The 25,566-nt window shown below is 70.2% G+C and carries 23 protein-coding genes and 1 tRNA gene; 15 read left to right on the forward strand and 9 right to left on the reverse strand.

Features of this window, described 5'->3' with window-relative positions:
* The first annotated feature begins 33 nt into the window (after positions 1 to 33).
* Complete coding sequence (locus OG588_RS19765; protein ID WP_405948445.1) at positions 34 to 564, forward strand: roadblock/LC7 domain-containing protein; 531 nt, start codon at positions 34 to 36, stop codon at positions 562 to 564.
* Positions 565 to 586: 22 nt separating this feature from the next.
* On the forward strand, positions 587 to 961 hold the full coding sequence (locus OG588_RS19770; protein ID WP_266771580.1) for a hypothetical protein: 375 nt from the start codon (positions 587 to 589) through the stop codon (positions 959 to 961).
* A gap of 21 nt (positions 962 to 982) precedes the next feature.
* On the opposite strand, the gene OG588_RS19775 is transcribed toward OG588_RS19770, so the two are convergent.
* The 3 genes from OG588_RS19775 to OG588_RS19785 all read right to left on the reverse strand — a co-directional run bounded on the left by OG588_RS19775 (position 983) and on the right by OG588_RS19785 (position 4,315).
* The gene (locus OG588_RS19775; RefSeq protein ID WP_405948446.1) at positions 983 to 1,576 is read right to left on the reverse strand and encodes a hypothetical protein; all 594 of its coding nucleotides are present in this window, start codon (positions 1,574 to 1,576) and stop codon (positions 983 to 985) included.
* Between the two features lie 292 nt (positions 1,577 to 1,868).
* Positions 1,869 to 2,723, reverse strand: a complete 855-nt coding sequence (locus OG588_RS19780; RefSeq protein WP_405953165.1) for a MurR/RpiR family transcriptional regulator — start codon at positions 2,721 to 2,723, stop codon at positions 1,869 to 1,871.
* A gap of 53 nt (positions 2,724 to 2,776) precedes the next feature.
* Positions 2,777 to 4,315, reverse strand: a complete 1,539-nt coding sequence (locus OG588_RS19785) for an aromatic amino acid ammonia-lyase (RefSeq protein ID WP_405948447.1) — start codon at positions 4,313 to 4,315, stop codon at positions 2,777 to 2,779.
* A 142-nt stretch (positions 4,316 to 4,457) separates the two neighbouring features.
* On the opposite strand from OG588_RS19785, the gene OG588_RS19790 reads away from it, so the two are divergent.
* From OG588_RS19790 to OG588_RS19820, 7 genes are all read left to right on the forward strand, one after another.
* Positions 4,458 to 5,492, forward strand: a complete 1,035-nt coding sequence (locus OG588_RS19790) for an ABC transporter ATP-binding protein (RefSeq protein WP_405948448.1) — start codon at positions 4,458 to 4,460, stop codon at positions 5,490 to 5,492.
* Complete coding sequence (locus tag OG588_RS19795) at positions 5,489 to 6,130, forward strand: ABC transporter permease (protein ID WP_019064012.1); 642 nt, start codon at positions 5,489 to 5,491, stop codon at positions 6,128 to 6,130. The genes OG588_RS19790 and OG588_RS19795 overlap by 4 nt, the downstream gene beginning before the upstream one ends.
* Positions 6,130 to 6,801 (forward strand): ABC transporter permease, encoded by a 672-nt coding sequence (locus tag OG588_RS19800; protein WP_405948449.1) that lies wholly within the window; start codon positions 6,130 to 6,132, stop codon positions 6,799 to 6,801. The genes OG588_RS19795 and OG588_RS19800 overlap by 1 nt, the downstream gene beginning before the upstream one ends.
* Before the next feature lie 117 nt (positions 6,802 to 6,918).
* Positions 6,919 to 7,854: an ABC transporter substrate-binding protein gene (locus tag OG588_RS19805; RefSeq protein ID WP_405948450.1), complete on the forward strand. Its 936-nt coding sequence runs from the start codon at positions 6,919 to 6,921 to the stop codon at positions 7,852 to 7,854.
* Positions 7,855 to 7,995: 141 nt separating this feature from the next.
* Complete coding sequence (locus OG588_RS19810) at positions 7,996 to 8,676, forward strand: carbonic anhydrase (protein ID WP_405948451.1); 681 nt, start codon at positions 7,996 to 7,998, stop codon at positions 8,674 to 8,676.
* 59 nt (positions 8,677 to 8,735) lie between these two features.
* Complete coding sequence (locus tag OG588_RS19815; RefSeq protein ID WP_405948452.1) at positions 8,736 to 10,334, forward strand: SulP family inorganic anion transporter; 1,599 nt, start codon at positions 8,736 to 8,738, stop codon at positions 10,332 to 10,334.
* Positions 10,335 to 10,353: 19 nt separating this feature from the next.
* Positions 10,354 to 10,785, forward strand: coding sequence for a hypothetical protein (locus OG588_RS19820; RefSeq protein WP_405953166.1), 432 nt, complete (start codon positions 10,354 to 10,356; stop codon positions 10,783 to 10,785).
* A 485-nt stretch (positions 10,786 to 11,270) separates the two neighbouring features.
* Here OG588_RS19820 and OG588_RS19825 read toward each other — a convergent pair whose 3' ends face one another.
* Positions 11,271 to 12,662 carry a cystathionine beta-synthase gene (locus OG588_RS19825; RefSeq protein ID WP_405948453.1) on the reverse strand — a complete coding sequence of 464 codons (1,392 nt, stop codon included), beginning with the start codon at positions 12,660 to 12,662 and terminating at the stop codon, positions 11,271 to 11,273.
* Between the two features lie 147 nt (positions 12,663 to 12,809).
* On the opposite strand from OG588_RS19825, the gene OG588_RS19830 reads away from it, so the two are divergent.
* The 3 genes from OG588_RS19830 (at position 12,810) to OG588_RS19840 (ending at position 16,642) form a co-directional block, all read left to right on the forward strand.
* Positions 12,810 to 13,847: an SGNH/GDSL hydrolase family protein gene (locus OG588_RS19830; RefSeq protein WP_405948454.1), complete on the forward strand. Its 1,038-nt coding sequence runs from the start codon at positions 12,810 to 12,812 to the stop codon at positions 13,845 to 13,847.
* Between the two features lie 511 nt (positions 13,848 to 14,358).
* A complete protein-coding gene (locus tag OG588_RS19835; RefSeq protein ID WP_405948455.1) occupies positions 14,359 to 15,579 on the forward strand; it encodes an acetyl-CoA C-acetyltransferase in 1,221 nt (406 codons plus the stop codon).
* Positions 15,580 to 15,862: 283 nt separating this feature from the next.
* Entirely contained in the window at positions 15,863 to 16,642 is a 780-nt protein-coding gene (locus OG588_RS19840; protein WP_019064021.1) for a hypothetical protein, read from the forward strand.
* 249 nt (positions 16,643 to 16,891) lie between these two features.
* Here the strand turns inward: OG588_RS19840 and OG588_RS19845 are convergent, their stop codons facing one another.
* The gene (locus OG588_RS19845) at positions 16,892 to 17,203 is read right to left on the reverse strand and encodes a hypothetical protein (RefSeq protein ID WP_405948456.1); all 312 of its coding nucleotides are present in this window, start codon (positions 17,201 to 17,203) and stop codon (positions 16,892 to 16,894) included.
* A 102-nt stretch (positions 17,204 to 17,305) separates the two neighbouring features.
* Between OG588_RS19845 and OG588_RS19850 the strand changes: the two genes are divergently transcribed.
* Positions 17,306 to 17,536: a DUF4287 domain-containing protein gene (locus OG588_RS19850; RefSeq protein WP_026151524.1), complete on the forward strand. Its 231-nt coding sequence runs from the start codon at positions 17,306 to 17,308 to the stop codon at positions 17,534 to 17,536.
* Between the two features lie 105 nt (positions 17,537 to 17,641).
* On the opposite strand, the gene OG588_RS19855 is transcribed toward OG588_RS19850, so the two are convergent.
* The 3 genes from OG588_RS19855 to OG588_RS19865 form a co-directional block, all read right to left on the reverse strand.
* On the reverse strand, positions 17,642 to 18,529 hold the full coding sequence (locus tag OG588_RS19855) for a Bax inhibitor-1/YccA family protein (protein ID WP_019064024.1): 888 nt from the start codon (positions 18,527 to 18,529) through the stop codon (positions 17,642 to 17,644).
* 171 nt (positions 18,530 to 18,700) lie between these two features.
* The gene (locus tag OG588_RS19860) at positions 18,701 to 19,909 is read right to left on the reverse strand and encodes a 4-hydroxybenzoate 3-monooxygenase (protein ID WP_405948457.1); all 1,209 of its coding nucleotides are present in this window, start codon (positions 19,907 to 19,909) and stop codon (positions 18,701 to 18,703) included.
* Between the two features lie 228 nt (positions 19,910 to 20,137).
* Positions 20,138 to 20,224, reverse strand: a tRNA-Leu gene (locus tag OG588_RS19865).
* A 450-nt stretch (positions 20,225 to 20,674) separates the two neighbouring features.
* On the opposite strand from OG588_RS19865, the gene OG588_RS19870 reads away from it, so the two are divergent.
* Both OG588_RS19870 and OG588_RS19875 read left to right on the forward strand, forming a co-directional pair.
* Positions 20,675 to 21,445: an ABC transporter ATP-binding protein gene (locus OG588_RS19870; protein ID WP_405948458.1), complete on the forward strand. Its 771-nt coding sequence runs from the start codon at positions 20,675 to 20,677 to the stop codon at positions 21,443 to 21,445.
* A 159-nt stretch (positions 21,446 to 21,604) separates the two neighbouring features.
* The gene (locus OG588_RS19875) at positions 21,605 to 24,133 is read left to right on the forward strand and encodes an ABC transporter permease (protein WP_405948459.1); all 2,529 of its coding nucleotides are present in this window, start codon (positions 21,605 to 21,607) and stop codon (positions 24,131 to 24,133) included.
* Positions 24,134 to 24,226: 93 nt separating this feature from the next.
* Here OG588_RS19875 and OG588_RS19880 read toward each other — a convergent pair whose 3' ends face one another.
* Positions 24,227 to 25,519 (reverse strand): class I SAM-dependent methyltransferase, encoded by a 1,293-nt coding sequence (locus OG588_RS19880; protein WP_405948460.1) that lies wholly within the window; start codon positions 25,517 to 25,519, stop codon positions 24,227 to 24,229.
* Positions 25,520 to 25,566: the final 47 nt, after the last annotated feature.

Genomic DNA, 25,566 nt, shown 5'->3' on the forward strand with positions numbered 1-25,566 from the left:
TGGCAGCGAACACGCGCCGAGAGGAGAGAGCCGATGGCCTCCGAGGCAGAGATCCTCGACGAGCTGCGCCGGTTGAGAGCCCGCGTGCCCCAGCTGACCGGGGCGCTGGCGACGGGCGTCGACGGTCTCCTCCTGGCGCAGGACACCCCGGGCGTCGAGCCGGAGCGGGTGGCCGCGCTCACCGTGACGGCGCTCGGCGTGGCCGTACGGATGGCGGACGCGACCGGGCAGGGCGACTTCCGCGAGCTGATCGTGCGCGGGGTCTACGGCTATGTCGCGACCTACGCGGCGGGCCGCGGCGCCGTGCTGACCGTGCTCGCCCAGGACCGGGTCCACGTCGGCCGGCTGCTGCTGGAGGGCCGCCGCGCGGGGGCCCGGATCGGAGAACTGGTCGACGCCGAGGCGGCGGTCGCGGCAGCCGCCGTAGCCGCCGCAGCCGAAGAGAAGGCCGACCCGGCGCCGCCCGCCACGGCGCCCCCGAAAACCACCACCGCACGAACGAGAACAGCGCGCGCACCACGCACCACCACAGGCACCAACGCGCGCACCACCACCGAAAGTTGAACGGAACCAGAGGAGCACTGTCATGGCCAACACCGAAACCTCCCTCAAAGAGGCGCTGACCTCCATCGAGGGCGCGACCGGGGTCGCGCTCGTCGACTACACCAGCGGTATGGCGCTCGGCACGATGGGCGGCAGCAAGACCTTCGACCTCGGCGTCGCCGCCGCCGGGAACACCGACGTCGTGCGCTCCAAGCTGCGCACGATGGAACACCTCGGGCTGAAGGGCGAGATCGAGGACATCCTGATCACCCTGTCGAGCCAGTACCACCTGATCCGGCTGCTCAAGGGCCGGGGCGGCAACGGCCTCTTCCTCTACCTGGTCCTGGACGCCAACCGGGCCAACCTGGCGATGGCCAGGCACCAGTTGAAGAAGATCGAGGCGGACCTGGAGGTCTAGGACCAAAGGTCCGGAGCCCGGCTACGCGAAGACGTCGCTGTGGCGGCGCGCCCCACCCGGGGTCGCGTCGCCCGCGGCGATACCGGTGGAGCGGTAGCCCTTGACCGGCTTGCCGGCGGGGGCGCCGTGCCACTTGTCCAGCCAGTCGACGCGGATCCACAGCAGTACGTCGTCGGCGCGCTCGCGGCGGCCCAGCCAGGCGGCCTTCAGGCGCAGCCCGGTACCGGCTCCGGCGAGCAGCATGCCGCCCGCCGCCGGTACGGCGAACCCGCTGCCCAGCGCGAGCGCGAAGGCGAGGACGAGCCACCAGCGGTGGGCGCGGCGCCAGTTCCGTACGCTCACCGCGCGGTCCTGGAGCACGTCGTGCTTGCCGGCCCGGGCGGCGCCGCGCGCGAGGGCGGTGTACCGCTTGCGGCGCGTGTACGACACCACGATCGCCGCGATGATGAACAGCGCGGCCCCGGCCATCACCCCGATCCGGCGCCCGGTGATGCCGGGCAGCAGTACGCCGACACCCGCCGCCAGCACCCCGAACCACCACATCGGGGCGGCTCCGGCCCGTACGACGACTGCCACTCGGGCCAGCCCCTGGACTCTGCGATCTCCGCGTGCCACGTCCCGCCTCCTGGTCGTCCCGGCACAGTTCCGTAGTGCCGGGGAGACTAGTGAGCGAACGTGAGACGAGTCTGAGAAGACGGCAGCTGAGACGGGTTTTCCGGCTGGGCGGGGCAGGCCCGCTCAACAACTCGGCGGGCACGGATACCCAGGGGCGCGGGGCTGCGACATGCGCGGCTCCGCCGCGGGGCGCGACCAGCCACAGCGCACCCACACCCGCACCCGCACCCGCACCCGCACCCGCACCCGCACCCGCACCCGACAACCCCCGCCTCCGCCGGCGCAGCGCCCCTCACTCCACGAACAGCCCCCGCGCCGCCGCCCGCGCGTCGAACTCCTCCAGCCTCGCCTGCGCGTCCGGCAGGTCGTCGCACATCGCCTCCAACAACACCCGGCCGAGCAGCATCGGCGCGCAGGCCGTGTCGAAGGCGAGGCCGGTGCCGACGGCGGCCGGGATCAGCAGGTCGGAGACCTTGGCGACGGGGGCGAACGCCGAGTCCGCGACGGTGACGACGGTCAGGCCCGCCTCCCGCGCGTACGCCAGCGTGTCGACGACCTCGCGCGGATGCCGGGGCAGCGCGAAGCACAGCAGGGCGGTGGCACCGGCCCGGACGGCCGCGTCGATCCGGTCGTGGATCATCGTGCCGCCCTCGTTGAGCAGCCGTACGTCCGGATGGACCTTGGCGGCGAAGTACGCGAAGCCGTACGCCTGGGAGGCCGCCGCGCGCAGCCCGAGCACGGGCAGCGGGCGTGAGGCGGCGAGGAGGCGCCCCGCCTTGGCGACCGGGCGGGGGTCGGCCAGTATCTCGGCGAGGTGCTTGAGGTTCTCGATCTCGGCCTCTACGGCCTGCTGGTACTCGTTGTACGACGCCGTGTCGGTGACGGACTCGGCGGGCGCGACCTCGCGGAGGTGTTTGCGCAGCGCCGGGTAGCCGTCGAAGCCGAGGGCGACCGCGAAGCGGGTCACGGAGGGCTGGCTGACACCGGCGAGTTCGGCGAGTTCGACGCTGGAGAGGAACGGCACCTCCGCGGCGCGCCGCACCATGCTGTGCGCGATGCGCCGCTGGGTCGGCGTGAGCCGGTGCCCCTCGAAGAGCGCCTGCAACCGTCCGGCCGGGCTGTCGGTCACATCCGTACTCCTGTCCATCGTCACCTCCTCCACCGTCACCTCCAACGTCACGTCCACGCTCCCATCCACGCTCATGACGTGCTCCCCCTCCAGATGTCCGTGAACCGGTCGAGCAGTCCCGCCGCCGCCGTCACATCGTCCGTGAGCGGCCGGTCCGCCGTCCCGTCGTCCAGCACCGATTCGGCCAGCTCCAGCGCGCGGCCGACCGGGAGTTCCGGGTCGGGCCGCAGGTCGCGCTGGCGCAACGCGCGTACGGCGGCGACCAGTTCGCAGCCGACGACGAGACGGTACGCGCGGCAGGCGCGCAGTGTCTGACGGGCGGCGAGCGAGGCGAAGCTGGCCTGTTCCTCGACGCCCCGGGAGAGTACAGCGTGCCCGAGCGAGGCGGGAGCCGAGAACGCGCGCAGATCGCCGAGGGCGGCAGCGGCGGCGTACTCCAGGATCATCACGCCGGAGGACGCGGCCTCGTTGTCGGCGAGGAACGGCTTGAGGCGGGTGAACGCGGGCTCGTTCAGCGAGGAGAGCCGGGACGTCGACAGGCGGGCGACCTGGGTGAGCGCGAGCCTGAAGTGGTCCAGGGCGAGGACGAGTTGGGCCTGGTAGAAGCCGCCGTGGTGGTAGGCGGTCATGTCCTCGGCGGAGATGAAGGGGTTCTCGGCCGCCGCGTTGATCTCAATCGCGAGCACCTCCTCCAACGCGTCCGCCGCGTCGTGCGCGGGCCCGTGGATCTGCGGCAGACACCGGAACCCGTACGGGTCCTGGATCCGCCCGAGCGGAGGAGTGGGCCTATCGGCGGCCCCGATCAACTCCCGCATCCGCCGGGCGACTTCGGTCGACCCCCGGTGCGGCCGAGCGACGTGCACGGGCGCGGCGAACGGCTCGTGCGACCCGTCGACGGCGAGCAGCGAGAGCGCCCCGACGACCTGCGTGGCCCCGATGAGCCCGCGCAACTCGTGCAGGGCGAGGGCGGATTGCCCGAGGGTGAGGGCGTTGCTGCTGATCAACGCCAACGCGTCGTTGTTGTCGAGGGGTTGGGGCTCGGGGACACCCACAGGACCGGGACCGCCGAAGACGCCCCGCCAGGGATGCTCCCCCACCAACGCCAACCCCACCTGAGCCAGCGCCGCGATGTCCCCCGTCCCCACCGACCCGAACTCGTTGACGACCGGATACACCCCGTTCTCCAGTGCCTCGCACAACGCCGTGACGACCGTCGGCCGTAGTCCCGCACCCCCGGCCAGCAACTGGTTCGCGCGGACGGCGAGCATCGCGCGGACCTCCCGGGCCGGAAGCTCGTCGCCGATCGCGCCCGCGTGGCTGCGGAGCAACCGCAGCCCGTGTTCGGCGGCGGCCTCGGTCGGCACATCCTCGTTCCGGTTGGCGCCGACGCCGGTCGAGCGGCCGTAGACGCGGCCCGTCGCGGCGATCTGGCGGGCCGCGTCCCAGGAGTCGGTCGCGCGCTTCATCGCGTCGGTGCCGGGGACCGGACGGGCGTCCCCGTCGGCGAGGCGGACGACGTCGGTGACCCCGAAGCCGACCCCGTCGAGGACGACCAGACCGGTGCCCCCGGACAGCGCCACATCGGAGGCGTCCACGATCTGAGACGACATAAGGCGACGAACTCCCCTCAATCAGGACACTCGATCTTGCCTGCCGGGCATCCGTTACTTCGGATTAACGCGGAGACATTGACAAACTATTCAGACACCGAGAACTCTGCATGACGTTATACAGCCGGGCAAGGGACAACTCATGATCCAGTTCGACGCGGTCCACAAACGCTTCCCCAACGGCACGACAGCAGTTCACGACCTCTCCCTGGAGATGCCGGAAGGCGGGGTCACCGTACTGGTCGGTTCCTCCGGTTGCGGCAAGACGACCACCCTTCGGATGATCAACCGGATGATCGAACCGACCTCGGGCGTCATCAAGGTCGGCGGCAAGGACGTCACCCAACAGGACGCGGCCGAACTGCGCCGTTCCATCGGGTACGTCATCCAGCAGTCGGGCCTCTTCCCGCACCGCACGGTGCTGGACAACATCGCCACCGTGCCACTGCTCCTCGGCCACGGACGGAAGAAGGCCAGGGCCCGCGCGGCCGAACTCCTGGAGACCGTCGGGCTCGCCCCCGACGCCGGGAAGCGCTACCCGCACCAGCTCTCCGGCGGCCAGCAGCAGCGCGTCGGCGTGGCCCGCGCGCTCGCCGCCGACCCGCCGGTGCTCCTGATGGACGAGCCGTTCGGCGCCGTCGACCCGGTGGTCCGCACCCAGCTCCAGGACGAACTCCTGCGCCTGCAGAAGGAGTTGAACAAGACCATCGTCTTCGTCACGCACGACATCGACGAGGCCGTACGGCTCGGCGACCGCATCGCGATCTTCCGCACCGGCGGCCACCTCGTCCAGTGCGCGGCCCCCGCCGAACTCCTCGCCCGCCCGGCCGACGACTTCGTCGCCGACTTCCTCGGCGCCGAACGCGGCCTCAAGCTGCTCTCGCTCACCACCCTCGCCGAGGTCCCGCAGGGCCCCGCCCCCGAGGGCGGCACCTGGACCCTGGTCGTGGACGAGGCCCGCAAGCCGCTCCACTGGGCGACCAAGGACGCGGAGATCCCCGTACGACCGCTGACGGACGGCGACTCCCTGCTCGCCGCGCTCAACGAGTCCGTCGCGTCCCCCACCGGCCTGATCGCCCGCGTCGACGCGGCCGGCGTCCTCACCGGCGTCTCCTCCCGCGACGACATCCACACCCACGCGGGCCAGGCCCACGCGGAAGCGCGAGTGGCGGCGTGACCATCGACTGGTCGTGGATAGGCGACCACACCGACGACCTCACCAGCCTCACGTTCTCGCATCTCCAGGCCGCGCTGACCGCCGTCTTCCTCGGCCTGCTGATCTCGCTCCCGCTGGCGGTCGTGGCCCACCGCGTCCGCCCGCTCCGAGGCTTCCTGCTCGGCCTCTCGAACGTGCTCTTCACGATCCCGTCGATCGCGATCTTCGTGCTCCTGCTCCCGATCAGCGGCCTGACCCGCACCACGACCGTGATCGGCCTGACGGTCTACACGCTGGTCGTGCTGCTGCGGAACACGGTCGAGGGCCTCGACTCGGTCCCCGCGAAGACGAAGGAGGCCGCGAAGGCGATGGGCACGCGCCCCCTGCGCACACTCCTCACCGTCGAACTCCCCCTCGCGCTCCCGGTGATCATGGCGGGCGTCCGTATCGCCACGGTCATGTCGATCTCGCTCGTCTCGGTCGCGACCTACATCGGCGACGGCGGCCTCGGCCAGCTCTTCACCGACGGCTTCCAGCGCGACTTCCCGACGCCGGTGATCGTGGGTGTGGTCCTCACCCTGCTGCTCGCCGTGGTCGCGGACGCGGCCCTGGTCGCCCTCCAGTACGTACTCACCCCGTGGAAGAGGCGGCGAGCCTGATGTTCGAACTCTTCAAGAACCTCGCCAAGTGGCTGACCAGCGGCTCCCAGTGGGCCGGTACGGACGGCATCGCGCACCGCCTCGCCGAGCACCTCCAGTACTCGCTCCTGGCGACCCTCATCGCCGCCGCGATCGGCCTCCCGCTGGGCCTGCTGATCGGCCACACCGGCAAGGGCGCGTTCCTCGCGATCAACCTCGCCTCCTTCGGCCGCGCGCTGCCCACCGTGGGCCTGGTCGTCCTCGTCTTCCTGGCCAGCGGCCTGTCGATGTGGCCGGTGTACATCGCGCTGGTCGCCCTCGCGGTCCCGTCGATCGTGACGAACACCTACGCCGGGATGACGGCCGTGGATCCGGACGTGAAGGACGCGGCGCGCGGGCAGGGCATGCGCGGCCACCAGGTCCTGTTCCAGGTCGAGTTGCCCCTCGCGCTCCCCCTGATCATGACCGGCCTGCGGCTCGCGCTCATCCAGGTGGTCTCCACGGCCACCGTCGCCGCTTACGTCTCCTTCGGGGGCCTCGGCCGCTTCGTCTTCGACGGACTCGCCCAGCGCGACCTCGTGCAGGTGCTCGGCGGGGCGGTGCTCGTCGCCGTCGTCGCCATCGTCCTGGACCTCGGCCTGTCCGGCCTCCAGCGCTTCCTCTTCCGCCACCGCACGGCGGCGCTTCGCTGACTGTGCCGTCTATCGTCTGCGGCTTCGTCGTGGCTGGTCGCGCCCACCCGGCGGTAGCCGGACATCGGCACGGCCCCGCGCTCCCTTCGGGGCGCGCCGAACCTGAAGGAACCCGAAATGAACCGTCGTACCCTCCTCGGCGCCCTCGCCGGAACGGCCGTCGCCGTCCCCGTCCTGTCCGCCTGCTCCAGCGGTGTCACCTCGCTCGACGGCGGCGGCTCGGCCGGCGGTGGCAGCGCCTCCAGCAAGAACGGCGTCACCATCGGCACCGCCAACTTCACCGAGAACCAGGTCCTCGGCTACCTCTATGCCGCCGCCCTCGAAGCGGCCGGCGTGAAGGTCAAGGTCCGCCCCAACCTCGGCACCCGCGAGATCGTCTTCCCCGCCCTCAAGAGCGGCGACATCGACCTCCTCCCCGAGTACCAGGGCTCGCTGCTCACCTACCTCCAGCCCAAGTCCAAGGTCGCGGAGGCGGGCGAGATGCAGAACGCCCTCACTCTCGCCCTCCCCTCCGGCCTCCAGGTCCTGCCCTACGGCATCGCCGAGGACGCGGACTGCTTCGTCGTCACCCGCGCGACCGCCAGGAAGTACGGCCTCACCTCGCTGGCCGACCTGGCGAAGCACAACGGCAAGCTGACCCTCGGCGCCTCCGCCGAGGTGAAGACCCGTCAGGTGGGCGTCGTAGGGCTGAAGGACGTGTACGGCGTGGAGTTCAAGGAGTTCAAGTCCCTTGATTCCGACGGGCCGTTGGTGAAGGGCGCGCTGAAGAAGGGCGATGTGGACGTGGCGAACCTGTTCACCACCGACACCGACATCAAGGCCAACGACTGGGTGGTCCTGACCGACCCCAAGACCCTGATCCCCAGCCAGCACATCGTCCCGCTGATCGCCGACCGCGTGGCCGACCCGACGGTCCGCAAGGCCTTGGCCCGCCTCGGCAACCTCCTCACCACGGCCCAACTCACCGAGCTGAACCGCCAGGTGGACAAGGACAAGAAGGACCCGGAGGACGTGGCGAACACGTACGCGAAGCAGCACGGCATCACGAAGTAGTCGCCGGGCGAAGTAATCGCCGGGCGAAGTAATGACCGGTTGATGATCTGACGACGAATCACCCAAGTGTCGTTAAATCGGCACTCTGGGTAACTGGGCGCATGCGTAGGGTGATTTCACGCTCACCACCTGAGGACACGCATGGCCTCGAACCGCAGGGCCTTTCTGACGGCCACCGCCGTCGGCGCGCTGGCCGCCGCCCCCGCGACCGCCCCTACGACCGCCACCGCCGCCGTCGGCCCACACTCCCACCCGACCACCGCCCCCGCCGCGCTCGCCGAACTCCTGGACGGCAACCGCCGCTACGCCACCGACCACTCCCGCCACCCGGACGAGAGCCGCCGGCTGCGCCGGCAACTCGCCACCGCACAGCACCCGTTCGCGGTGATCGTCGGCTGCATCGACTCCCGGGTGCCGCCGGAGCTGATCTTCGACCAGGGCCTCGGCGACCTGCTGTGCATAAGGACGGCCGGCGAGGTCCTGGACGAGGCGGTGCTCGCGTCCATCCAGTACGGGGTGGAGGAACTGCACATCCCCCTGGTGCTGGTGCTCGGCCACGAGCGCTGCGGCGCGGTGGCCGCGACCCTCGCGCACCTGGAGACCGGCGCCCCCGTCCCCGGCCATCTCGCCCTCCTGGTCGACGAGATCAGCCCGGCCGCGCGCCGCACCCGCGCCCTGCCCGGCGACTGGGCCGAGCACACCATGCGGGCCCACACGGCCTGGGTCCGTGACGCGATCCGCGCCGACCCCGCCTTCACCTCCGCGCATGTCGTCGCGGCCCGCTTCGACCTCGACACGGGGCTCGTGTCGTTGCTCCCGTAGCCCCAACTCCCCACTGCCGCAGGCCCATTGCCCTTACGCTCCCCCACGCGAAGAAGCTCATGAACATGAACGGCGTGCTCTCCGTCCTGCCCTCCCCCGCCGACTTCCGCACCATGACCCGCGCCCCGCGCCGCGACCTCCTGTGCGGCCTCACGGTCGCCGTGGTCGCCCTCCCGCTCGCCCTCGGTTTCGGGGTGACGTCCGGTCTCGGCGCGGCCTCCGGCCTGATCACCGCGATCGTCGCGGGCTCGCTCGCCGCGCTGTTCGGCGGTTCCGCGCGCCAGGTCAGCGGGCCGACCGGCGCGATGACCGTGGTCCTCGTCCCGATCGTCCACGAGTACGGCGCGAACGGCGTCCTGACGGTCGGTCTGCTCTCCGGCCTCATGCTCCTCGTGCTCGCGTTCGCCCGCGCGGGGGCGGCGATGGCGTACGTCCCCGCACCGGTGATCGCCGGTTTCACGATCGGCATCGCGTGCGTGATCGGGCTCCAGCAGGTGCCGTCGGCGCTGGGCGTGCGCACCCCGAGCGGTGACCAGGTCGCGGTGGTCGCGGCGCGGGCGGCGGAGGAGTTCGACGCGACCCCGCACTGGGCCGCGCTGCTGCTGGCCCTCGGTGCGGCGGCGCTGATGCTGGCCGGGGCGCGCTGGAAGCCCACGGTTCCCTTCTCCCTGGCGGCAGTTGCCGTCGCGACGATCGTCTCGGAGGCCTTGCACCTGCACGTGACCCGGCTGGGCACCCTCCCGTCCTCGATCCCGGCCCCGTCGCTCGCCTTCCTGGACATCTCCCGCGTCCCGACCTTGCTGCTCCCCGCCGCAGCGGTAGCCGCACTGGCCGCTCTGGAATCCCTCCTGTCCGCCTCCGTCGCGGACGCGATGCGCCCCGGCGAACGCCACGACCCCGGCAAGGAACTCTTCGGCCAGGGCATCGCCAACCTCGCCGCCCCGCTCTTCGGCGGCGTCCCGGCGACGGGTGCCATCGCCCGCACCGCGGTCAACGTCCGCACCGGCGCCACCTCCCGCCTCGCCGCCCTCGCGCACGCCGTGATCCTCGCCGGGATCGTCGCGGTCGCGGCGCCGCTGGTGGGCCGTATCCCGCTGGCCGCGCTGGCCGGAGTACTGCTCGCGACGGCGATCCGCATGGTGGAGACGGACGCGGTACGGGCCATGGCCCGCGCCACCCGTGGGGACGCCCTGGTGATGGCCCTCACCGCCGCCTCGACGCTCGCCCTGGACCTGGTGCGCGCGGTGCTGATCGGCCTCGGTGTCTCGGTCCTGCTCGCCCTGCGCGCGGCGATGCGCGGCACCCGCCTGACCCCGGCCACGGCCGACGAACTCCCGGGCGCCGCAGGCACGGTGACCTACCGCTTCGACGGCCCGCTCCTGTTCGCCGCCGCCCACCGCTTCCGCCGCAGCCTGGCCGATGTGCGGGACGTGACGGCCGTGGACCTACGACTGTCGGGGCTGACGGCGGTCGACGCGACGGGTGCGCTCGCGCTGAAGGACGCGGTGGGTGAGCTGCGTGACCGGGGTATCGAGGTCAGCATCACGGGCGTCGAGCACGGTCATCGCCGGGTGCTGGAGTCGCTCGGGGTGCTCCCGGTGAACCCGACGTCCAACAGGGGGGCTATCCCCAGTGCAGCGGGCGCGGCGGCTCCCTAATCTGAGTCGCATGACGGGAATGGATGCGAACGACGTCGAACTCAAGAAGGAACTCAACGCCACCCTGCAGGCGCGCAGGGAACTCGGCGACGAGTACGAGTCGGCGCTGGTCGACTCGTTCCTGGAGAAGGTCGATCAGCGGATCGACGGCGCGGTGGAGCGCCGGGTGCGCCGGCAGATGGCCGAGCAGCAGATGGTGGTGGCCCGCGGATCACGCGGACCGAAGGCTGCCAACGACTCCTGGGGCGAACGCTTCGGCTTCGGCATCGTCTCAATGGTCCTGGCGATCCCGCTGTCCGCGATCGGCGGCGGCATCGCCCACCTCCCCGGCCTGCTGGTGGCCTGGGCCGGCATCGTCGGCGTCAACGCCGTCCAGGCCGCCCGCACCAACCCGGGACTCTTCGGCGGCCGGCGCCACAAGTCCTCCCAGGACAGCGCGTGGGAGGACTGACCGTCCCGGTCACGTGTGAAGCACGTCCGGCACCCGGTCGCGGGCCTGCTGACGCTGCCGTAGGAAACACTCGCGGCACCAGGGGAGTTGGGCCACCACGGGACCTACCGGGTCCACTGGGCCGTAGAAAAAGCACGAGGCACGAGGCCGTGAAAAAGCTATGCGCGGGGACCGCCGCACCCCCCGTTGCCGGGAGGGCGGGACGACGGCGGTCCCCGCGAGGGACGCGTGCCGGGTCAGGGCCGGGCGTGCGCGTCCTAGGCGTCGGTGGAGGTCCGGGAGCCGCTCCGGAGGTCCGTGACGCCGTTTTTGTGTCGGCGAGGCGGGGAGCCGCTCCCGCCCTGCCGACACCCACTAATCTGCCCGACGCTTGTTAAGCGTGTGCTGCGTGGACGTGACGCCCTCGTACCACTTCCGCGAAGTCCACCGTTTCGGTGGGCAACCGCAAAGTCGCCGTCGGCACGGCCCGTTCACCGGACGTTTTGCTACTGCTTCCCGCCCTTGGCGAGGAAGGACAGCAGGTCCTGCCGGCTGATGACACCGGTCGGCTTGCCCTCGACCAGGACGATCGCCGCGTCGGCGCCGCCCAGCACGGTCATCAGGTCGCCCACCGGCTCACCGGAGCCGACCTGCGGCAGCGGGGCCGACATGTGCTTCTCCAGCGGGTCGGTCAGCGAGGCGCGCTGGGTGAACAGGGCGTCCAGCAGCTCCCGTTCGACGACCGAGCCGACGACCTCCGCCGCCATGACGTCCGGGTGACCGGCGCCCGGCTTCACGATCGGCATCTGCGAGACGCCGTACTCGCGCAGCACCTCGATGGCCTCGCCGACCGACTCCTCCGGGTGCATGTGCACGAGGGACGGGATGGCTCCGTGCACCTTGTCGTTGAGGACGTCGGCGACGCGGGCGCTGGGACCCTCGTCCTCCAGGAAGCCGTAGTCGGCCATCCACTCGTCGTTGAAGATCTTCGAGAGGTAGCCGCGCCCGCTGTCGGGGAGGAGTACGACCACGACGTCGTCCGGCCCGAGCCGCTCAGCCACCCGCAGGGCAGCCACGACGGCCATGCCGCAGGAGCCGCCGACCAGCAGCCCCTCCTCCTTGGCCAGTCGGCGGGTCATCTGAAAGGAGTCCTTGTCGGACACGGCGACGATCTCGTCCGCGACGGTCCGGTCGTAGGCGGTCGGCCAGAAGTCCTCACCGACACCCTCGACGAGATACGGCCGCCCGGAACCGCCGGAGTAGACCGAGCCCTCGGGGTCGGCGCCGACGACCTGGACCCGGCCCTCGCTGGCGTCCTTGAGGTAGCGCCCGGTGCCGGAGATGGTGCCGCCCGTGCCCACACCCGCCACGAAGTGGGTGATCTTGCCCTCCGTCTGCTCCCACAGCTCAGGGCCGGTCGAGTGGTAGTGGGAGAGGGGGTTGTTGGGGTTGGAGTACTGGTCCGGCTTCCAGGCGCCCGGCGTCTCGCGGACCAGCCGGTCGGAGACGTTGTAGTACGAGTCCGGGTGCTCGGGGTCCACGGCGGTCGGGCACACGACCACCTCGGCGCCGTACGCGCGCAGCACGTTGATCTTGTCGGTGGACACCTTGTCGGGGCACACGAAGATGCAGTGGTACCCCTTCTGCTGGGCCACGATGGCCAGGCCGACGCCCGTGTTGCCGCTGGTCGGCTCGACGATGGTGCCGCCGGGCTGGAGTTCCCCGCTCTTCTCCGCCGCCTCGATCATGCGCAGGGCGATGCGGTCCTTCACGGATCCGCCGGGGTTGAAGTACTCCACCTTGGCCAGGACGGTCGCCTGGATGCCCGAGGTCACACTGTTGAGCCTCAGCAGCGGGGTGTTGCCGACGAGGCTGATCATCGAGTCGTGGAATTGCACCGTTGTCTCCGGTTGCCGCAAAGAAGTGGTCGTTATGGGTCATGCCAGCCTAAGGCCCGGAAATGACGTTCACCGCCTGTTGAGATTGGGCGACGTGCTGTTCGGGGCAAGGAGTGGATGACGGCTTAGAGGAGGTGGCGGCGACGTATGACGAGGATGTCGAGGGCGCGGGTGGCCCGGCGGATCGCGGCCGGTGCGGCGTACGGCGGTGGCGGGGTCGGGCTGGTGGGCGCGGCGGCCATCGGGCTGGTGCTGGCCGAGGTCCGCTTCGTGAAGCGCCATGTGGGCAACGGCCATGCGCCGGGCAGCAACCATGTGCCGAGCGCGGACGGCAGGTACGGACATGTCTACGACACCCCGGGTGAACCCCCGATCCGGCTGACCATGCTCGGCGACTCCACGGCGGCGGGCCAGGGTGTCCACCGGGCGGCCCAGACCCCGGGCGCGCTGCTGGCCTCGGGCCTGGCGGCGGTCTCGGAACGCCCGGTCGAGCTGCACAACGTGGCCCTCCCCGGCGCCCAGTCCGACGACCTGGACCGCCAGGTGGCGCTGGCCCTCGCGGACACCACCCGGGTGCCCGACGTCTGCGTGATCATGATCGGCGCGAACGACGTCACCCACCGCATGCACCCCACCAGATCGGTCCGCCATCTGTCGGCGACGGTACGGCGGCTGCGCACGGCCGGCGCCGAGGTGGTCGTCGGCACCTGTCCCGACCTCGGGACAGTGGAGCAGGTCCAGCAGCCCCTGCGCTGGCTGGCCCGCCGGGCCTCCCGGCAACTGGCGGCGGCCCAGACGATCGGCACGGTCGAGCAGGGCGGCCGCACGGTGTCGCTGGGCGACCTGCTGGGCCCCGAGTTCGCGGCGAACCCGCGCGAGCTGTTCGGCCCGGACAACTTCCACCCCTCGGCGGAGGGGTACGCGACGGCGGCCATGGCGGTCCTCCCGACGGTGTGCGCCGCACTGGGCCTCTGGCCGGCCGAGGAGGACCGCCCGGACGCGTCCCGCCGCGAGGGGTTCCTCCCGGTGGCACGGGCCGCCGCGGAGGCGGCTTCGGAGCCGGGGACGGAGGTCACGGCGGCGATGCCTACGGGGCCGCGGGGGCCGTGGGCGTTGCTGAAGCGACGGAAGAGGCGCCGGGTACCGGAACCGGAGGCGGCACCTTCCAGCCCGTCCGGCGTCTGAGCCCTGGCCGGCACCCTCCAGCCCGACCGACGTCTGGACCCGAGGAGGCACCCTCCAGCCCGACCGACGTCTGAGCCCTAACCGGGACCCTCCAGCCCGTCCGACGTCTGGACCCGAGGCGGCACCCTCCAGCCCGACCGACGTCTGGACCCGAGGCGGCACCCTCCAGCCCGTCCGGCGTTTGGACCCGAGGCGGCACCCTCCAGCCCGTCCGGCGTTTGGACCCGAGGCGGCACCCTCCAGCCCGTCCGGCGTTTGGACCCGAGGCGGCACCCTCCAGCCCGTCCGGCGTTTGAGGACGAGGCCCCTTCGGGCCGATGGGGGTCTGGGGGCGCAGCCCCCAGGGACGCCCGCCCCCACCGACCCGCCCGCTCATCCGCCGGAGGCCCAAGCAAGCGCTTAGAAAACTGCGGTCAGGGTCACACAGCGATCCCCGTGACCTGTGCCATACGTGCGGGTAACTTCCCAAGAAAGCCGTGCCAGTCCCCGCACATACGCCAATGGAGCCGTGATGCCCGAAGCCGTCATCGTCTCGACCGCCCGCTCCCCCATCGGCCGCGCCGTCAAGGGCTCCCTCAAGGACCTGCGCCCCGACGACCTCACCGCCACGATCATCCAGGCCGCCCTCGCCAAGATCCCCGAGCTGGACCCGAAGCTCATCGAGGACCTGATGCTCGGCTGCGGCCTCCCCGGCGGCGAGCAGGGTTACAACCTCGGCCGGATCGTCGCCGTACAGATGGGCATGGACCACCTGCCGGGCTGCACGATCACCCGCTACTGTTCCTCGTCCCTCCAGACCAGCCGCATGGCCCTGCACGCCATCAAGGCCGGCGAGGGCGACGTCTTCATCTCGGCCGGTGTCGAGATGGTCTCCCGCTACGCCAAGGGCAGCTCGGACGGCATCCCGGGCACCACGAACCCGGTCTTCGACGAGGCGCAGGCCCGCACCGCCGCCACCGCCGCGTCCGAGGGCTCCAGCTGGCACGACCCGCGCGAGGACGGCCTGCTCCCCGACCCGTACATCGCGATGGGCCAGACCGCGGAGAACCTCGCCCGGATCAAGGGCGTCACCCGCCAGGACATGGACGAGTTCGGCGTCCGCTCGCAGAACCTCGCCGAGGAAGCCATCAAGAACGGCTTCTGGGAGCGCGAGATCACCCCGGTCACGCTGCCCGACGGCACGGTCGTGTCGAAGGACGACGGCCCGCGCGCCGGTGTCACCCTGGAAGGCGTCTCCGGCCTCAAGCCGGTGTTCCGCCCCGACGGCCTGGTCACGGCCGGCAACTGCTGCCCGCTGAACGACGGCGCCGCCGCGGTCGTCATCATGAGCGACACGAAGGCCCGCGAGCTGGGCCTGACCCCGCTGGCCCGGATCGTGTCGACCGGCGTCTCCGGCCTCTCCCCCGAGATCATGGGCCTCGGCCCGGTCGAGGCGTCCAAGCAGGCGCTGGGCCGCGCCGGTCTCACCGTCGACGACATCGACCTGTTCGAGATCAACGAGGCGTTCGCCGCCCAGGTGATCCCGTCCTACCGCGACCTGAACATCCCGCTGGAGAAGCTGAACGTGAACGGCGGCGCGATCGCCGTCGGCCACCCCTTCGGCATGACCGGCGCCCGCATCACCGGCACGCTGATCAACTCCCTCCAGTTCCACGACAAGCAGTTCGGTCTGGAGACGATGTGCGTCGGCGGCGGCCAGGGCATGGCGATGGTCATCGAGCGCCTCAGCTGACCAACTCCCCGTAATCACGCGGGAACTTTGCGTCACCATTTGGCCCGGAACCCAGTAACCACCTGGGTTCTGGGCCGATTTGTGATCCAATCTCCCCCAGGATGTGACCTATCTCCCTTCGAAGAGGGATTTCCCCAGGTCAGGACCGTTTCACCACCAAACATCGGGCCCAAAGTCCTGCCCGTTTCGTGACGTTACGCACTGACAGCTGGTTAGTCCGCCCTTCAAGCTGATGTAGGAAGTCGGGGGTCGACTTTGAACCGGGAGTACGTCAGTGAGCGCCATGCCGATCGCTTTGCTGCTCACCACGGCCGCCACAGGCGCCGTGGGCGTCGCCGTCCTGCGCACCCTCTTGGTGCTCCGTCGCCAGGTAGCAGCCCTGCACACCGAACTCGCCGAGGGCCGGGCCGCCGCCGTACGGCCGCTCGTGCCCGCCGCCCGCACCCACACCGACGCGGATGAGATACGCGCCGCCGTGGCCGAGGCGCTGGCCGAGGAGCGGGAGCGGGAACTCGCCGAGGCACGGGCCTTCTGGGCCGCCCAGGAGTCCCGCGACACCGAGGTGCCGACCCTGCTGGGTCTGCCCGACAGCGAGCTGTTCCTGCCCCGCCAGAGCGACTTCGTGGGCCTCGAACCGCTGGAGCCGGTCACCGAGCTCTCCGCCGACGCCGACGAGTTCGCCGGCGAGTCCCCCGAACTGGCCGCGGCCCGCCGCCGCCACCCGTCCCACCCGGACTTCGTCCCGGCCCAGTCACCGGTCGCGAACGACCACGAACGCACGGTGGCGACGCTGGAGGAGCTGGCCGAGGCCGCCGTGGAACTGGCCGACGTCCGCCCCGGCCCCCTGGGCACCCTCGACGTCTACGTCTTCGTCGACGGCACCACCCTCTGCATGACCCCGGGCCACCGCGAAACCGCCGAACGCCTCGCGGCAGCGCTCCGCGCGGGCGAAACCCCGTTCCTCCTGGGCGGCTCCGGAATCTCGGGCGCCTACACGCTGACCTTCGCGTGCGGCGAGGAGAACGTGTACATCCTGGCGGACAGGGTCATAGCGTCACTTTGATTTTTGCTGGGGTGCGCCCGGTGCGTTTTCGGGTGCGGCTGAGTGGGGGCTGGTCGCGCCGTTCCCCGCGCCCCTAAAAACGCAGGGTGCCGTGTCTCTTTAGGGGCGCGGGGAACGGCGCGAGCAACCACGAACCACCTGCAGCCAACCCACAACAGAACCCCCCTCAGGGGCGCGGGGCTGTGTCAATTTGCGGCTCCGCCGCGCGGGCGCGACCAGCCACAACGCACCCGCAGTCGCAAGCGCACCTCAGACCCCCGCCCTCTTCTGCGCCTCCGCGACCAACCCCACCGCCTGCTCGACCTCGGCGTCACTCACCAGCACAACCGCCAAGTCATGCACAGCAACGGTGATTTGATCCGCCGCGGCGAACATCCCCGCATCCGGCATCTCCCGAGGCACCCCCAGGGGATCCTCAACCCGCTGCGCCCACAGGGCAAACTCCCTGGCCAGCCCCAAAGCCTCAGCGGCAGCACCCCGTTGCAGACGACTCTGCGGCGCAGCCCTGAGCCGGTCCGCAAAGTGATCCACCGCTTGAGTCAACCGCGTCGTATCCACCACGCCGCGAGACTACGCGCCGTACCGGGACTGTTGCCAACGGGCGAACGCTCAGGCACGGTGACTTGAAGGACCGGCTTACACCCCATGCGTCCGGAGGCGCCGATGTCCCAAGTGTTCTCCCAGGAGACCCACCGCAACATGCTCGCCCGCATCCCCCACTGCACCGGTCGTGAAGTGTCCGACTGGCTGCGCACCGTCGACGAAGGCCCCGCCCTCTTCCGCTTCGAGGAGAAGGTCAGCTGGCTCCGCGCCGAGCACGACCTCGCGTACGGCCACGCCAAGGCGATCATTCACGAGTACGACCTGAGGAGGGCCGCGCGCAAACTGCTCTAGGCGCGCACCACAGACCGACCCATCACGGACACGGACATGACGAAGGGCCCCGGGAACGAACCCGGGGCCCTTTCGCGCAAACCGCTTGCCGGTGCTTACCGGTGGCTAGTTGTTGCTGTTGAGGATCGAGATGAGTCGCAGGAACTCCATGTAGATCCACACCAGCGTCAGCGTGAGCCCGAACGCGGCGAGCCACGCCTCTTCCTTCGGGGCGCCGTAGGCGATCCCGTCCTCGACCTGCTTGAAGTCCAGGGCGAGGAAGCACGCGCCGAGGATGATGCCGACGACGCCGAAGAAGATGCCGAGCGGGCCGCTGCGGAAGCCGAGGCCGTCACCGCCGCCGAACACCGCGAACAGCAGGTTCACCGCCATCAGCAGCACGAAGCCGAGCGCGGCCGCCATCACGAAGCCGTAGAAACGGCGGTTCACGCGGATCCAGCCCGCGCGGTACGCGATGAGCACACCGGCGAAGACCGCCATCGTGCCGATCACGGCCTGCATGGCCGCGCCGCTCGCGATGCGGTTGTCGACGACGCTGGAGATGACGCCGAGGAAGACGCCTTCCAGGGCGGCGTACGACAGGATCAGCGCCGGGACGGGCTTGCGCTTGAAGGACTGCACGAACGCCAGCACCATCGCGATCAGCGCGGAGCCGATGGCGATGCCGTACGAGCGGTTGATGTTGGCGTCGTCGACCGGGAGCAGCGCCCAGGCGATTGCGGCCGTCACGATCAGCGTGCCGAGGGTGGTGCCGGTGCGCAGGACGACGTCGTCCATGGTCATCCGGCCGGTGGTGGCCGGGGCCTGGGGCGGTGCACCCTGCTGAAGGTCCTGCTGGGCGTACGGGTTCTGCGCGTACGGGTTACCGCCCGCGTAGGGGTTGCCCTGCGTCCCCACGGCGGGGCCCCCGGCCTGCGGCGCGGTGTTGAAGCCCGCGTAGCCGTTGTCGCGGCTGAACCCCCGTCGCGAGAAGACCGGGTTTCTGCTCCTCATTTCACTCCTCCATGGCCGCCTCGCGCGGCCTTGGGCTCAAGAGTAATAGGTAGGCAAAGGATTGACCCTACCTCTTGGGGAGGATCTTCCCCTCGTCCTGCCAAGGTACGCGGTCGATCGCACGCCGTGCGAACACTGGTACCAACCCGTGACGCCCCCCTTAGAGCCGCCTTATCCCCGCCCTTCTCCCCGCCCATCTCCCTGGTCATCGAAAGGGAAGCCGGTGTACGCCTCCGCGAGATCCGTCTCGGCCGCCCGCGAGGTCGCGATCCGCTCCAGCCGGGCCAGCTGGAGCCGCCCCTCGAAGGGCGTCGCGTCGGGCGCGCGGTGCAGGAGGCTCGTCATGTCGTAGGAGAACCGCTCGGCCTGCCACACCCGCCGCAGACAGGTGGCGGAGTACGCGTCGAGCCGCTCCTCACTCCCCGTCTCCTTCTTGTACGTCAGTGCCCTCGCGAAGGTGACGACGTCGCCGACGGCGAGGTTGAGCCCCTTGGCCCCGGTCGGCGGCACGATGTGCGCGGCGTCCCCGGCGAGGAAGAGCCGCCCGTACCGCATGGGCTCGTGGACGTACGACCGCATGGGGGTGACGGACTTCTGGGTGATGGGACCGCGCTCCAGCCGCCACCCGTCCTCGGTCTCGAACCGTCGCTCCAGTTCCCCCCAGATGTCGTCGTCGCTCCACTTCTCGGCGTCCGCGCTCTCCTCCACCTGGAGGTAGAGACGGGAGACGGACGGGGAGCGCATGGAGAGGAGGGCGAAGCCGCGCTCGTGGCGGGCGTAGACCAGCTCGTCGTGGGAGGGCGCGACGTCGGCGAGGATGCCGAGCCAGGCGTAGGGGTACGACCGCTCGAAGACACGGGTCAGCTCGGCGGGGATGGCGTTGCGGGCGACGCCCCAGAAGCCGTCGCACCCGACGACGTAGTCGCAGTCGAGGACGTCCTCGCGGCCCTGGTGCCGGAAGCGGACGCGGGGGCTGTCGGTGTCCGCTCCCTCCACCTCCAAGGCCTCCGCCTCGAACAACAACGGTCCGCCGTCAGCGAGTTGAAGGGCGATCAGGTCCTTGCACACCTCGGTCTGCGCGTACACGGTGACGCTACGACCGCCGGTGAGGGCCGGGAAGTCGACGCGGTGCCGCTTCCGGTCGAACCGCAGCTCGATCCCGTCGTGCCGCAGCCCTTCGCGGTCCAGCCGCTCACCGGCGCCGGCCGCTCGCAGCACGTCGACGGTCCCCTGCTCCAGGATCCCGGCCCGCTGCCGGTGCTCGACGTACTCCCGGTCCCGACTCTCCAGCACGACCGAGTCGATCCCGGCGTTGTGCAGCAACCGGGCGAGGAGGAGCCCGGCGGGGCCGGCTCCGATGATGCCGACGGTGGTACGCATCGGGGGTTCCCTTCCAGGGTGTGCCGTTCGGTGGCGGTCGTTCCCGTTTGATCGGTCGTTCCCGTTCGATCGATGTTCGCCTGGTGAAATTCTCTTCACCTCATCGATACGCCTCAAGTCTCCGACCGCACGGGTCACCTGTCAACGGTCGGGAGGGGGGCAGCGAGGGCCGCCGAGGGAGCACTGAAACAACACACCGTTCCCGCAAGTCACGCGCAGTAACTGCGATGGTGCCCGGAGCCGGACTTGAACCGGCACGCCCGCGAAGGGGCAGCGAGGTTTAAGCTCGCCGTGTCTGCATTCCACCATCCGGGCAGGCCGTGGGCTCCGCATCGAGGTCACGAGCCTATCGGGACGCGCGTCCCCAACAGCGGGCAGGCGGACCGATGTTGTCTTATTTTATTGATGTCTGAGGGTTCATCAGACCACTGAATGAGCCATCAGCACTTGCCAACAGCCTTGCGTGCGATCTGGGGGCTCGTATGCGGAATGACGGAATTTCACCGCCCGAACGAGGGTGCTCCACCGGTTCTCGACGGGATCGTTCACAGAGGCGGGTCCAGGGGCTCTCTTGGAGGGTGTCCTGAGGGCCGTCTTGAGTGCCGTCTCGGGGGTGGTCCTCATCCCCAGGTATGACACCGCTGAGCGCAGTCCGACTGAAGGCTGCCCCCGGAACCAGAACAGCGGCTGACTACACGGCGCGGTCGGGCCGAGAGGATGGGTGGCGTATCCAGCAATACCGTCGTCCCGACAGGAGCGCCCTCCGTGACCACCACCCCCATCGCCGAACGGACCACCTCCGTGGCCGCGCGCGCCACGGATCTTTCCAAGATCTACGGACAGGGCGAGACCCAGGTGGTCGCCCTCGACCAGGTCTCGATCGCCTTCCGGCAGGCCGAGTTCACCGCGATCATGGGCCCCTCGGGCTCGGGCAAGTCCACGCTGATGCACTGTGTGGCCGGCCTGGACACCTTCTCGTCCGGTTCCGTGCGCATCGGTGACACCGAGTTGGGCTCCCTGAAGGACAAGCAGCTCACGAAGTTGCGCCGGGACAAGATCGGTTTCATCTTCCAGGCGTTCAACCTGCTGCCGACGCTGACGGCCCTGGAGAACATCACGCTCCCGATGGACATAGCGGGCCGCAAGCCGGACAAGCAGTGGCTGGACTCGGTGATCACGATGATCGGTCTCGCCGACCGGCTCAAGCACCGGCCCTCCCAGCTCTCCGGCGGCCAGCAGCAACGCGTCGCCGTGGCACGGGCGTTGGCCTCCCGCCCCGACATCATCTTCGGCGACGAACCGACCGGAAACCTCGACTCGCGCTCCGGCGCCGAGGTGCTGGGCTTTCTCCGCAACTCCGTACGGGAGTTGGGGCAGACGGTGGTCATGGTCACCCACGACCCGGTGGCGGCGGCGTACGCGGACCGGGTGGTGTTCCTCGCGGACGGCCGCATCGTCGACGAGGTCTACGAGCCGACGGCGGACTCGGTGCTCGACCGCATGAAGCAGTTCGACGCGAAGGGCCGCACCAGCTGACGTTCGGTGGGCCGGACTGACGGTCCCTCAACCTGCGCCCCCCGCAACCGACTTCACTGCCCGGGCCCCGACTTCACCGCCCCGGCCCCCGATTTCGCCGCCCCGGCACCTGACCCCGCCGCCCGGCTCATCCCTCGTAGACCTGGACTGAGTAGACCCATGTTCCGTACCGCCTTGCGCAACGTACTCGCGCACAAGGCCCGGCTCCTCATGACCGTGCTCGCCGTGATGCTCGGCGTCGCGTTCGTGTCGGGGACCCTGGTCTTCACCAACACCATCTCGAACGCCTTCCAGAACAGCTCGGCCAAGGGCTTCGACCAGGTCGACGTGGCCGTCCAGGCCAAGTCCCAGGACGACAAGGGCGACACGGTCGGCAAGACGCCCGAGCTGACCCAGGCCATGCTCGACACCAGCGCCAAGGTGCCGGGGGCCGCGTCCGCGACCGGGGTCGTCAACGGCTTCACCGCCATCGCCGACAAGAAGGGCAAGCTCATCGGCGGCGGCTTCCAGTCCGAGGGCGGGAATTATTGGGGTGGCAAGGACGCCCGCTATCCCCTCAAGTCCGGTACGGCACCGCACGGTTCGGGCGAGGTCGCGATCGACTCCGAGACCGCGAAGCGTGCCGGGTACGAGGTCGGCGACACCGTGCGCATCTCGGTCGACGGGCCGGTGCTGACCCCGAAGATCACCGGCATCTTCACCACCGACGACGGCAATGTCGCCGCCGGCGGCAGCCTCGCCCTCTTCGACACCACGACCGCGCAGAAGCTGTTCGGCAAGGCGGGGACGTACGACGAGATAGATGTGAAGGCCGCGGCCGGGACCAGTCAGGCGGCGCTCAAGGCGCAGCTGGACCAGGCCCTGCCGAAGGGGCTCACCGAGACCACCACCGCCAAGAAGCTCGCCGACGACCAGGCCGAGGCCATCGCCTCCTCGATGAGCGGGCTGAAGTCGGGGCTGCTGGTCTTCGCGGGCATCGCGCTCTTCGTCGGTACGTTCATCATCGCCAACACCTTCACCATGCTGGTCGCCCAACGCACCAAGGAACTGGCCCTGTTGCGCGCGGTCGGCGCCTCGCGCCGGCAGGTCACGCGGTCGGTGCTCCTTGAGGCGTTCGTGGTCGGCGCGGTCGCCGCGGTGGCCGGTCTGCTCGCCGGTATCGGTATCGGAGCCGGGCTGCGCGCCCTGATGGGGACGATCGGCGCGACCGTCCCGGACGGCCCGCTGGTCATCACCTCGAACACGGTGCTGAGCGCCCTCGCGGTCGGCATCCTCATCACCATGCTCGCCGCCTGGCTGCCCGGTCGCCGGGCCGCGAAGATCCCGCCGGTCGCCGCGATGAGCAGCCTGCACGCGACAGCCACCACCAAGTCCCTGGTGCTGCGCAACACGCTCGGCGCGCTGTTCTCCGGGGCGGGCATCGCCGTCGTCATCGCGGCCACCTCGATGAGCGGTTCGGACGGCCAGGCGCCCATGGGTGTGGGTGCCGTACTCCTCATCATCGGTGTGTTCATCCTGACCCCGCTGCTGTCCCGCCCGATGATCGCGGCCTCCGCACCGGTTCTGCGGATCTTCGGGATCTCCGGCAAGCTGGCCCGCCAGAACTCGGTGCGCAACCCGCGCCGTACGGCCGCCACCGCCTCCGCGCTGATGATCGGCCTGACCCTCATCACCGGCATGACGGTGATGGCGGGCAGCCTCCAGCAGGCGATCGACAAGATGGCCTCGTCCGCGATCAGCGCCGACTACATCGTCTCGATGGCGAACGGCAACCAGCTCTCCCCGGACGTCGACAAGACCCTCACCACCACCTCCGGCATCACCGCCAGCAGCCCGCTGCGCAACGCCCCTTCGCGCATCGACGGCAAGACCGAGTTCCTGACGGGCGTCAACGGCTCCGCCATCGGCAAGCTCACCGACCTCAAGGTCGACAGCGGCACCTTCAAGGTCGCGGGCACGCAGGTGGTCGTGGACGATGACACCGCCAAGTCCTATGGCTGGAAGGCCGGTTCGACCTTCACCACGCACTACGAGGACGGCAAGGCGCAGCAGCTCACCGTCTCCGCGGTCTACGAGGGCAACGCGCTGATCCGCGGCATCATGCTCGACAACGCGACGCTCGCCCCGCACCAGACCGACCCGGCCGACATGCAGATCCTCGTCAAGACCGCTGACGGGGCGTCGAGTTCGACGAAGGACAAGCTGGAGAAGGCCCTCGGCTCCAACCCGGCGGTCAAGGTCCAGGACAAGAAGGACCTCTCCGACAGCATCGCGCAGGTCTTCACCCTGATCCTCAACATGGTCTACGGCCTGCTCGCCATGGCGGTGATCGTCGCGGTCCTCGGTGTCATCAACACCCTTGCCATGTCGGTCTTCGAGCGCTCGCAGGAGATCGGGATGCTGCGCGCGATCGGCCTGGACCGCAAGGGCATCAAGCGGATGGTCCGCCTGGAGTCCCTGGTCATCTCGCTCTTCGGCGGGGTGCTCGGCATCGGTCTCGGCGTGTTCTTCGGCTGGGCGGCCGGTGAGCTGATCGGCTCGAAGATGGCGACCTACGAACTGGTCATCCCCTGGGCCCGGATGGCGCTCTTCCTGCTCCTCGCGGGCACCGTCGGCGTCCTGGCGGCCCTGTGGCCGGCCCGGCGCGCGGCGAAGCTGAACATGCTGTCAGCCATCAAGTCCGAGTAGCGGCAGCTGAGTTGACCCAAAGAAAGAGGGCAAGGGCCCCGTTCCGGAGTGGAACGGGGCCCTTCCTGTTGCCCGGTCGCCCGGGAGGTGCGGTCAGTTCCAGGTGCGGGTCCGCAACGGCACCCCGGAATCACCGGAGTCGGGGGTCCGGACCGCCAACACCTGGTTGACCCCTATGCGGTTGCGCTCGAAGCCGAGCGCGGAGGCCGCCATGTAGAGGCGCCAGACGCGCGCCCGCCCGGCGCCGACGATCCCGACCGCGCGCCGCCACTCGGACTCCAGGTTGGCGACCCAGCGGCGCAGGGTGAGCGCGTAGTGCTCGCGGATCGCCTCGACGTCCCGCACCTCGAACCCGGCACTCTCCAGCTGGGTCACGGTGGTGCCGATGGGGGCGAGTTCACCGTCGGGGAAGACGTACGCGTCGATGAACTCGTCGATGTCGTACGCCGATTCGTCCTGCCAGGGGCGGCGGGCGATCTGGTGGTTCAGCAGCCGCCCGCCGGGTCTGAGCAATGCGAAGAGGTCCCTGGCGTACTCCAAGTACCGCTCGGTGCCCACGTGTTCGGCCATGCCGACGGAGGAGATCGCGTCGTAGGGCCCGTCGGTGACGTCACGGTAGTCCTGCACGCGGATCTCGACCTTGTCGGTGAGTCCCTCCTCGGCGACGCGCTTACGGGCGTAGGCCGCCTGCTCCTGCGAGAGGGTCACGCCGACGACGCTCACGCCGTAGTCGCGGGCCGCGTGGATCGCCATCGAACCCCAGCCGCAGCCGACGTCCAGCAGTCGCTGACCAGGCGTCAACTCCAGCTTGCGGCAGATGAGTTCGAGCTTGTCGCGCTGGGCGTCCTCCAACGTGCCGTCCGGGGAGTCCCAGTAGGCGCACGAGTAGACCATCGAGGGGCCGAGGACGATCTCGTAGAAGTCGTTGCCGACGTCGTAGTGGTGGCTGATGGCGCGTTTGTCGGTGCGTTTGGTGTGGAGGTGGGCGCGGCTGCGGCGGACCTCCTCCGGGGGCGGTGCGGGCGGCAGCGGGAGCCCGCCGAGTTTCACCAGTCCGCGTACGGCGGACCGTACCTCGGGGTCGCGCAGGGCCTGGGTGAGGGTGCGGGCGTCGTCGCCGCGTTCCCACACGAGGGCGGAGATTCGGTCGAGCCCGGCGTACAGGTCGCCCTCGATGTCCAGGTCCCCGGCGACCCAGGCGCGGGCCATGCCCAGTTCGCCGGGCTTCCAGAGGAGTCGGCGCAGGGCACGGCGGTTGCGTACGACCAAGGTCGGCGCATCGGGCGGCCCTGCCTCGGAACCGTCCCAGGCGCGGATGCGCACCGGGATGGGGGTTCCCAGTAGCTGTTCGAAGAGGGATTTGAGCCGCAGCGCGGCATCAGCCATGGCGCACACCTCCGTGACGCGGATCCCGGAATTGTCCATCACTACGT

Origin of the sequence: Streptomyces prunicolor (assembly GCF_045162825.1) — a bacterium.
Classification (GTDB): domain Bacteria; phylum Actinomycetota; class Actinomycetes; order Streptomycetales; family Streptomycetaceae; genus Streptomyces; species Streptomyces prunicolor.

Coding starts and splice junctions, on each gene's coding strand:
- OG588_RS19765 (WP_405948445.1), top strand. CDS start 34: ATGGCCTCCGAGGCAGAGATCCTCGACGAGCTGCGCCGGTTGAGAGCC.
- OG588_RS19770 (WP_266771580.1), top strand. CDS start 587: ATGGCCAACACCGAAACCTCCCTCAAAGAGGCGCTGACCTCCATCGAG.
- OG588_RS19780 (WP_405953165.1), bottom strand. CDS start 2,723: ATGGACAGGAGTACGGATGTGACCGACAGCCCGGCCGGACGGTTGCAG.
- OG588_RS19785 (WP_405948447.1), bottom strand. CDS start 4,315: ATGTCGTCTCAGATCGTGGACGCCTCCGATGTGGCGCTGTCCGGGGGC.
- OG588_RS19790 (WP_405948448.1), top strand. CDS start 4,458: ATGATCCAGTTCGACGCGGTCCACAAACGCTTCCCCAACGGCACGACA.
- OG588_RS19800 (WP_405948449.1), top strand. CDS start 6,130: ATGTTCGAACTCTTCAAGAACCTCGCCAAGTGGCTGACCAGCGGCTCC.
- OG588_RS19805 (WP_405948450.1), top strand. CDS start 6,919: ATGAACCGTCGTACCCTCCTCGGCGCCCTCGCCGGAACGGCCGTCGCC.
- OG588_RS19810 (WP_405948451.1), top strand. CDS start 7,996: ATGGCCTCGAACCGCAGGGCCTTTCTGACGGCCACCGCCGTCGGCGCG.
- OG588_RS19815 (WP_405948452.1), top strand. CDS start 8,736: ATGAACATGAACGGCGTGCTCTCCGTCCTGCCCTCCCCCGCCGACTTC.
- OG588_RS19820 (WP_405953166.1), top strand. CDS start 10,354: ATGGATGCGAACGACGTCGAACTCAAGAAGGAACTCAACGCCACCCTG.
- OG588_RS19830 (WP_405948454.1), top strand. CDS start 12,810: ATGACGAGGATGTCGAGGGCGCGGGTGGCCCGGCGGATCGCGGCCGGT.
- OG588_RS19835 (WP_405948455.1), top strand. CDS start 14,359: ATGCCCGAAGCCGTCATCGTCTCGACCGCCCGCTCCCCCATCGGCCGC.
- OG588_RS19840 (WP_019064021.1), top strand. CDS start 15,863: ATGCCGATCGCTTTGCTGCTCACCACGGCCGCCACAGGCGCCGTGGGC.
- OG588_RS19850 (WP_026151524.1), top strand. CDS start 17,306: ATGTCCCAAGTGTTCTCCCAGGAGACCCACCGCAACATGCTCGCCCGC.
- OG588_RS19855 (WP_019064024.1), bottom strand. CDS start 18,529: ATGAGGAGCAGAAACCCGGTCTTCTCGCGACGGGGGTTCAGCCGCGAC.
- OG588_RS19860 (WP_405948457.1), bottom strand. CDS start 19,909: ATGCGTACCACCGTCGGCATCATCGGAGCCGGCCCCGCCGGGCTCCTC.
- OG588_RS19875 (WP_405948459.1), top strand. CDS start 21,605: ATGTTCCGTACCGCCTTGCGCAACGTACTCGCGCACAAGGCCCGGCTC.
- OG588_RS19880 (WP_405948460.1), bottom strand. CDS start 25,519: ATGGCTGATGCCGCGCTGCGGCTCAAATCCCTCTTCGAACAGCTACTG.